The sequence below is a fragment of the Desulfosarcina sp. genome, assembly GCF_041551955.1.
Taxonomy (GTDB): domain Bacteria; phylum Desulfobacterota; class Desulfobacteria; order Desulfobacterales; family Desulfosarcinaceae; genus Desulfosarcina.
In genome coordinates this window covers 1-7,395 of the sequence record NZ_JBFELV010000248.1, presented here as the reverse complement: position 1 = coordinate 7,395, position 7,395 = coordinate 1, and the positions used below count along the sequence as shown (strand labels likewise).

General features: G+C 55.9%; 6 protein-coding genes. 1 reads left to right on the top strand and 5 read right to left on the bottom strand.

Translation table 11 applies throughout. The features are described from left to right. Positions 1–185: 185 nt before the first annotated feature. From ABYV26_RS16740 to ABYV26_RS16720, 5 genes are all read right to left on the bottom strand, one after another. On the bottom strand, positions 186–1,472 hold the full coding sequence (locus tag ABYV26_RS16740; RefSeq protein ID WP_372682499.1) for a (Fe-S)-binding protein: 1,287 nt from the start codon (positions 1,470–1,472) through the stop codon (positions 186–188). A gap of 573 nt (positions 1,473–2,045) precedes the next feature. Further along, a complete protein-coding gene (locus tag ABYV26_RS16735) occupies positions 2,046–2,924 on the bottom strand; it encodes a methylenetetrahydrofolate reductase (RefSeq protein WP_372682498.1) in 879 nt (292 codons plus the stop codon). A gap of 42 nt (positions 2,925–2,966) precedes the next feature. Next, positions 2,967–3,539: a response regulator gene (locus ABYV26_RS16730; protein WP_372682497.1), complete on the bottom strand. Its 573-nt coding sequence runs from the start codon at positions 3,537–3,539 to the stop codon at positions 2,967–2,969. Positions 3,540–4,422: 883 nt separating this feature from the next. Next, positions 4,423–4,932, bottom strand: a complete 510-nt coding sequence (locus tag ABYV26_RS16725; protein ID WP_372682496.1) for a GNAT family N-acetyltransferase — start codon at positions 4,930–4,932, stop codon at positions 4,423–4,425. Beyond that, entirely contained in the window at positions 4,922–5,623 is a 702-nt protein-coding gene (locus ABYV26_RS16720; RefSeq protein WP_372682495.1) for an AAA family ATPase, read from the bottom strand. The genes ABYV26_RS16725 and ABYV26_RS16720 overlap by 11 nt, the downstream gene beginning before the upstream one ends. 281 nt (positions 5,624–5,904) lie before the next feature. Here ABYV26_RS16720 and larA point away from each other — a divergent pair, with 281 nt between their 5' ends. Next, the gene (larA, locus tag ABYV26_RS16715; RefSeq protein WP_372682494.1) at positions 5,905–7,179 is read left to right on the top strand and encodes a nickel-dependent lactate racemase; all 1,275 of its coding nucleotides are present in this window, start codon (positions 5,905–5,907) and stop codon (positions 7,177–7,179) included. The last annotated feature ends 216 nt before the right edge of the window (positions 7,180–7,395 follow it).

Below are 7,395 nucleotides of genomic sequence, written 5' to 3'. Positions count from 1 at the left end.
TCCTGAAACGAAATCTACCATTTGTGACCAACCCCTGTTGATCTTCCAATTCCCCAATTCCCCAATTCCAAAATTCCTCAATTCGAAATTCTGAAGTCGGATGTCCGAATTCTGTCTTCTGTTTTCTGTTGTCCGACCTCGGTCTTCAGACATCCGTCTTCCGACCTCCGATCTCCGTCCTCGGTCTAGAGCCCGTAATTCGCCAGATCGGGTCCCAGGTAGCTGCGTTCGTTTTCGCCGAGGATACCCATGGCCAGACACATGATGGTCCAGAGGTGCAGCACGTGGTAGCTGCCGCCATAGTGGCTGCCCATATCCTCGATCTGGCTGTGGCAGTTATGGCACGGTGCGATGACATACTTGGCCCCGGTGGCCATGACCTGGTCGTACTTGACTTTGCCGTAGGCCCGCCGCTCTTCGGTAAAACCGCCCTGCAGGGCGCCGCCGCCTCCGCCGCAGCAGTAGTTGTTGACGCCGCAGGGGACCATGTCCACGAAGTTCTCTTCACCGACCACAGTTTTGACGACGAAGCGCAGCTCGTCGGCCATCTCCTCGCGCAGGGTCTTGCGTACGATGTTGCAGGGGTCCTGAACCGTGAACTTGATTTTGAGGTCCCGGTTCCAGTCTGAATTGACCTTGAGCTTGCCCTCTCTGATCCAATTGGCATAGAGCTGGATGATGCTGGTGAATTCAAATTTGTGGGGGATGTTGAATTTGCGCAATCCTTCCAGGATCGCAAAGTAGGAGTGCCCTCACTCGGTGTTGACCACCATCTTGCAGCCCAGGTTGTTGTCGATGTGATCGACGAACTCCTCCATGATGTAGCGCCAGCCCTCCTCGTCGGCCAGAAACAGGCAGTAATTTTCACCGGCCCACATCACCGAGGGGTAGGTCCAGTCTGCGCCCACCAGGTGCAGAATCTTCCACAAGGGCCCCATTTCATCGGGTTCGGTGACCGGTTCCCGGGAATTCTGATTGATGGCCATATAGGCCCCCACCCGATCCACAGTGACCTGCATGTCCTTGAAGTCGGGCTGGTCCTCGCGGATCTCGTCGGCCACGTCCTCCACGGTCCAGATGAAATCATCGGTGGGCACGCCCATGGCGTTGCCGGCGCGAATGTGCTGGTCGCAGGATCCGCGGATGCCCTTGGGGCGTTTGTCGCGCGGCCAGGACCCGCGCATATTGTAGATCAGTTTAGGGATGTTGATCTTCATCGGGCAGGCATTGACGCAACGGGCGCACATGGTGCACACCCAGGCCCACTTGGATTTTTTGACCTCCTCGTCCATCCCGAAATTGACCATCCGCAGCAGTTTCCGCGGATCCATGTCCATCAGGCCCGATGCCGGGCACCCGCCCGTGCAGGTGCCGCAGGTCATGCACCGGTCCAGCAGGGCGTCGGGCACTTTTTCCAACACCTCTTCCTTGAATTCACACTCCAGATCATCCAGTTCGATGGGTGACGTCATGATGAAAACCTCCTCGACCACGCCGGTGGTTAGGTTGAAGGTGGAAGGCTGAAGGCGCGGATGCCAACGGTTTTAACAAGTAACCGGCAGCCTTGGGTCCAAATCATTAATTTGCTTTTTCTTCAGCCGGCCATGCAGGCGCGGCATTGCATGATGGGTTGCCGTTGGCACGAATCAGCGAGTGAGCGTCGGCTTGGAGAAGGTTCACCGGTCAATGCTGCCCATGGGTGGGATTGAAGATGTCGACCGGTAAATCCAGCTTTTTTCATTTTGTCCCGTAGGATAGGGTGCAAACATTCCCGGACAACGGCGGTTCCCCCGGGAAATCAAAGCAACACCAGCTTTGCTGGTTAGATGAAGTTGAAAAACGGAAATGCCAAGTGGTCAATTGTTTTGCACTCAGTGTTATTAACGCAGATACTTTGGACATAGGGTCCATCCAGAAATGGTAGATTTTGGTTCAGGGCAAGGCCGCAGCGCCCTTAAAACCGCAGGCGTAGCAGCGCTACGTCGAGGATATCAAGGGCGGGAGAACGCCGTCCTGGGCCAAAAGATGCTATTTCTGGATGGACCCTACCTGATTTTTGCCGCGTCTAAGTACGGCTGAATCTTGTCGATGCCGCCCAGGGTGATGATGTGGACACCGTCGCAGATGTCGCGCAGCCCTTTGATGGTATCGGCGAACAGCTCGATGCTGGCCTTCTGTTTGTTGGGCGCCTTGTCCAGCTTTTGGATGACCCAGTCCGGAATCAGACCGGCCTTGAAGTGCCGGTTGATGAAGCGGGCCATGGCGGCATTTCTCAGCAGCATCACCTCGGCGATTACCGGAATACCGAAGGTCTTGACCTGCCGGAGGAACCGTTGAAACTGATCCAGGTCGAAGATCGGCGTGGTCAGAAAATAGCCGGTGCCAAGCCCGCGCATGGTCTCCATCTCCTGCATGCCTTGTTTGGGTACATTCTTGCCCCAGAGGGATTCAACGCCGGAGCCCATGATGAACTCGACCTTTTGTTCCAACTGTTTGCCGTCCACCGTTCGCCCGTCCTTCAAGTGTTCCAGGACCGATGCCAGCTTGCCCGAATCCACATGGAAGAACATGGTTTCCTGCAGGCTCTCACCGGAGATGCGATAGTCCTCGGTGAACACGAGCAGGTTCTCCACACCGGACTCGTGCGCCTGGGTCAGGTCTTTCTGCAGCTGGATGCGGTTCTTGTCCCGGGTGGTGGTCTGGTAGATGGCGTCGAAGCGGTTTTGGTTGAGCAGTTCACAGGTGCGGATGCTGTCGCCCACGACACCCTCCAGTTCCACCTCGGCAATCGAAACGCCGTCCATGCGGCCCCGGATCCGTTTCAGATTGTCCACCAGCGCTTCGGGATCGTCGTCGCCCATGGGGGCCTGGACTTCCGAGGTGACCACAAATTTCTTTTTTTCCAGCGCTTCCTTGAGTTTCATGCTACGCCTCCTTAATTGATGGCCGCAACGCGACTCGAATCCCTATTTAAGGTCCAGCAGTCGGGCAACTTCCTCCTTGAGTTGGGGCAGGGGAAGCGGCTTGGAAAAGCAGATGTCGGCACCGTGGCCCTTCATCTCCTTGAATTTCTCCTCGTCCAGGTAGGCAGACAGGACGATGATCTTGGTTTCCTTGGTCGTCTCGTTGGATTTGATCTTGCGACACACTTCGTTGCCCTTGATGTCCGGCATCATGATGTCCAGGATCATCAAGTGAGGGTGGAAGTGGTTGACCTGCAGCCCGGCCTCGAATCCGTCCGAAGCGCTGATCACCTCATAGTCGAATTCGTCTTCCTCCAATGCCTGCACGATGGTCTCCACGATGATGGGGTCGTCATCCACCACGAGGATGCGCTTGCGTTCATCCTCGATCTCTGTATCCGGGATAGGGATGCCCTGGCCGCGCATGAACGTCTCCATGTCGTGGCGTTTGATGCGCCGATGCCCACCAACAGTCTTATAGGCCTTGATGTGTCCGGCCTCGATCCAGTTGATGATGGTTTTTGAGGAAACATTACAGAACTTGCTGGCCTTGAAGACGGTTAGTGTGTCCTCCATTTTCCAATCCCTCCTTCAATCGAGTGTATGTTTCATACGACATGGACCTACTTGGGCGTTGACGGGGTGCCCAGTTTTCAAGCGACCGGCGTGCGTGCGTCCGACCCGGGATGGATGGTCGCTTTGGACACGATGATCGTGAGCCGGTGGTGCGTCGGCCGTGCACCTGGATGTCAGGTCTGCGGTTGAAGCTATTTTGGGGCAAGCGACTGAAAATCGATGTCTATTACCGGCCTTATGGTTATCTAAAACACGGTCGCCGGGGGTTGTCAATAAAATAATATAAAAAACATAATAACAATAAAAACTGAACCAAATAAGCTGAAATAAGTATAGGTATTTTAGTTAATATAATTAATATAGAAAAAAGTTAGCTTTTTCCCATCATCCCCGGAAGCCATTAGGATGGGGTAGCCAGGCGGTAGGTGCGCATCGCCTTTCAGGCAGGATGCAACTTTGAATGGCCAGGGCGGGCGAGTGAGGCACCGGCAGCGGGAATGCGGCGTGTTTTTTCCTGGGATTCCGGGACGAAACAGCGGGACGCACGGCCTAAGGTGTTGCGCGCGAGTGAGTTGGCAGGGCGCTAAGCACGAGATCAACGGGAGCGATTGAGATTGATCATGCAAGGTTGATGAACCCGTAAAAAGTCGAGATGTCCTCTTTTTTGTCATCCCCGCGAAGGCGGGGATCTATAAGTTTTCGACAGTTATGGACAGCGCTGAAAAAGCTTCACTACGTGCCCCGCCTTCGCGGGAGTGACACCGCTTGTGACTTTTTACGGAACCATCAATGTTGACGGTTCGAATGTGGAATGGTTCGGTAAAGGTTGTTTTTCTGACCCGCTGCCGCATCCTATCATTAAAAAAGGAGGGTCAGCCCGGTATCATTGGTCCAGCGGTTTGCATTCGAACATTTGTTCGTTGACTTCAGTGCCCCACCCGGCGCCTTTTTGCTGACAGGCCAGGCTGAATCCGACGCTCTCATACAGGTGCCTGGCGGCGTCGAGCCCCTCGAAGGTCCAGAGAAAGATTCTGCGGTAGGCTTTTTTCACGCAGAAGTCGACTGCACGGTTGATCAACTGCCGCCCCATCCCATTTCCGCGCAGACCATCGGAGAGGATGAACCATCTCAGATGGGCACCGCTTTCAGCAGCATGCGTGCCGTCGATGGCGATGGCGCCTTCGATCCGGCCAGCGACGGTGGCCAGCCACAGGGCGTCCCGGTCCGCATCGTAGGCCCTGAGAAACGTCGACAGCTCGGAGGCCACCTTGGCTTCGAAAAAAAGGCCGAATCCCCAATGGTCGGCATAGTAGGAGCCATGCAGTTCGGTGACCCGGCCGATGGCTCCCGGAAGGTAACCCCTTGTGACCGAAACGGTTGGATCAGACGCCATGGCTGAAAAACTCCTTGTAGATTCGATAGTGCCGGGTTTTTTCGTAAGTTGTGGGGGCGATGGTCGTTTGATTGAAGTCATAGACCGATGCACCCGGGCAGGACATCAGAAGGGGCGAATGGGTGGAGATGATGAACTGGGCGTGGCCGGCGGCGCCCATTGCCGACAGTACCTCCAGCAGGCGTAATTGGGTTTCAGGCGACAAGGCGGCCTCGGGTTCATCCAGGAAGTGCAGTCCCTTGACCTGGTAGATGGACTGAAAATATGCCATGCAGGACTGCCCGTGGGATTGGGTGACCAAAGATTGGCCGCCGAAGTAGTCAAGCAGGCCCGGGTTGCCGGTCGCCCATTCATCCACCAATTGGGAAAAATTCCGAAAAAGTTCGGGAGAAAAAAAGGATCCAGGCACCGCTCCGTCGGTCCACTGGACGTCCATGGACAGGTGCAGCATGTTCTCATATCGGTTGGCCGTGTATCTCGTCCGGTGCATGCCTTCCCAGATGTGGATGTTGCATCGCCGGCACAATGCCTTGAGCAAGGTCGATTTGCCGGTGCCGTTCTCGCCGGTGAAAACAGTCACCGGCGAGGGAAAATCAATGGCCTTGGTGTGCTGTATGACCGGCAGGTTGAAGGGATAGGCATCGGTTGTCGGGAACCGGTCGTGGGCAATGCTTGCGTTTTTCAAATGCATGATTGGGCTCCAGTGGTCTGCCGGTGGCTAGCTGTGCGGTTGGTCGATGTCGAGAAAAAATTGAACGTATTTTAGGATCCACACCCCTTTTTGAAGCCTTGTTAAAGCGGAAGCCGCCATTCCTGTCAACACCGGTTCGGCAGTGATCGGCGGTTTGGCTCGCCCTTGTCATCTGATTTAGCGGTTCACATCCTCTTCCAAAGCACGTATATTGAGATACTGAAAGTGTTTCAGGGAGCTTTGCATTGAGGCTGGCCACGTATGGTGGGTCGGGACACCCTATGGAAAAATCGATTCAACTGAAAATCGGCGACGATCGTTTTGACCTGCCGCTGCCGGACAGGGCGGATATCTTGATGATCCGTGAGCCGCCCAAGCGAGTCACCCGGCAAGGCTTTGCGGCAGACCTAAAGGCTGCCCTGCCTGCCGGACCGCTGCAAGGGCGGCGGGTGGCCGTGGTGGTGGCGGACAAAACCCGGTTGTGTGGGTATGATCAGTATTTGCCAGTCCTCCTGGATCTCCTCGAACGAAGGGGGGCGTCGAAAGAGACCATTTCCGTGTACATCGCCTATGGTACCCATGCGTTTCAAAGCGATGCCGAGTGCCGGACCGTCTATGGCGAACCTTTCTTTCAATACCGGTTCGTCCACCACGACTGTAACGATGACGCGTGTTTTGCCGATATGGGCGCTACCGGGCGAGGCACGCCGGTCCGCATCCGTAAGGATATTCTGGATGCCGATCTCGTGATCACCTTTGGCGCCATCTCCCACCACTACTTTGCCGGCTACGGCGGGGGCCGCAAGCTGATATTCCCGGGGCTGGGGCAGCGGGCGGCCATCTACCACAACCACGGCCTTTTTCTGGACGGGCAACGATCGGTCCTTTCCACCGGGTGCCGATCGGGTCGGCTGGACGGCAACCCGCTGGCGGAAGACCTGGCCGAGGTTGAAGGCCATCGGCCGGCCGACCTTGCCATTCACGGTATCCTGGATAGCCATGGCACGGTTTGCCGATTGATGGTGGGATGCGGCGTCGATCACTTCCGGAAGGCCTGTGAATACCATGGGCGACACTGCGAAATAGATCCGGGCAAGATTTACGATATGGTGGTGGCCTCCTGCGGCGGCTATCCCAAGGATATCAATCTTATCCAGGCCCACAAGGCCATTCACCATGCCGCCGCATTCGTCAAGGATGGGGGCGTGCTCATCGTTTTCGCCCGGTGCAGCAACGGCATCGGGTCGACAACTTTTTTGCCCTGGTTCGACATGGGCGGGTGGCATGCCGCTTTCGCGCGACTTTCACACCAGTATCAGGGCAATGGCGGTACGGCCCTGGCCATGATGGAAAAAAACCGGCGCATAAATATCTTTTTGGTCACCGACCTGTCACCTGAAGTATGCCGGGTCATCGGCGTCACGCGAATCGAGCCTGCGTCGGTGATGCAAAGGGTCAGTCAGCAGAGGGGGTCCATTGCGGTGATCCCCAATGCCAGCCTGCTGGTCAGGCGATGGATCCGGCGTCAATACCCAGGCAATCCGGAGCTTGCGTGAAATCAAAAAAAATAGTATTCGACAATTACACACCATCCATATCTATCCTGCCGGAAAAAGCAACACGATCCATTCCACGCGCTTTTTCTTGACAAGGCCCCGCTGAGCTTTTAAGAGGGGCACGATTTTGAGGCGGCCGTTGACCGGCCGCGCCCGAGCGTTGCTAACAGGTTAGGGGAAGACTCATGGCGAAAGCGAAATTGAAGGAACACCGGA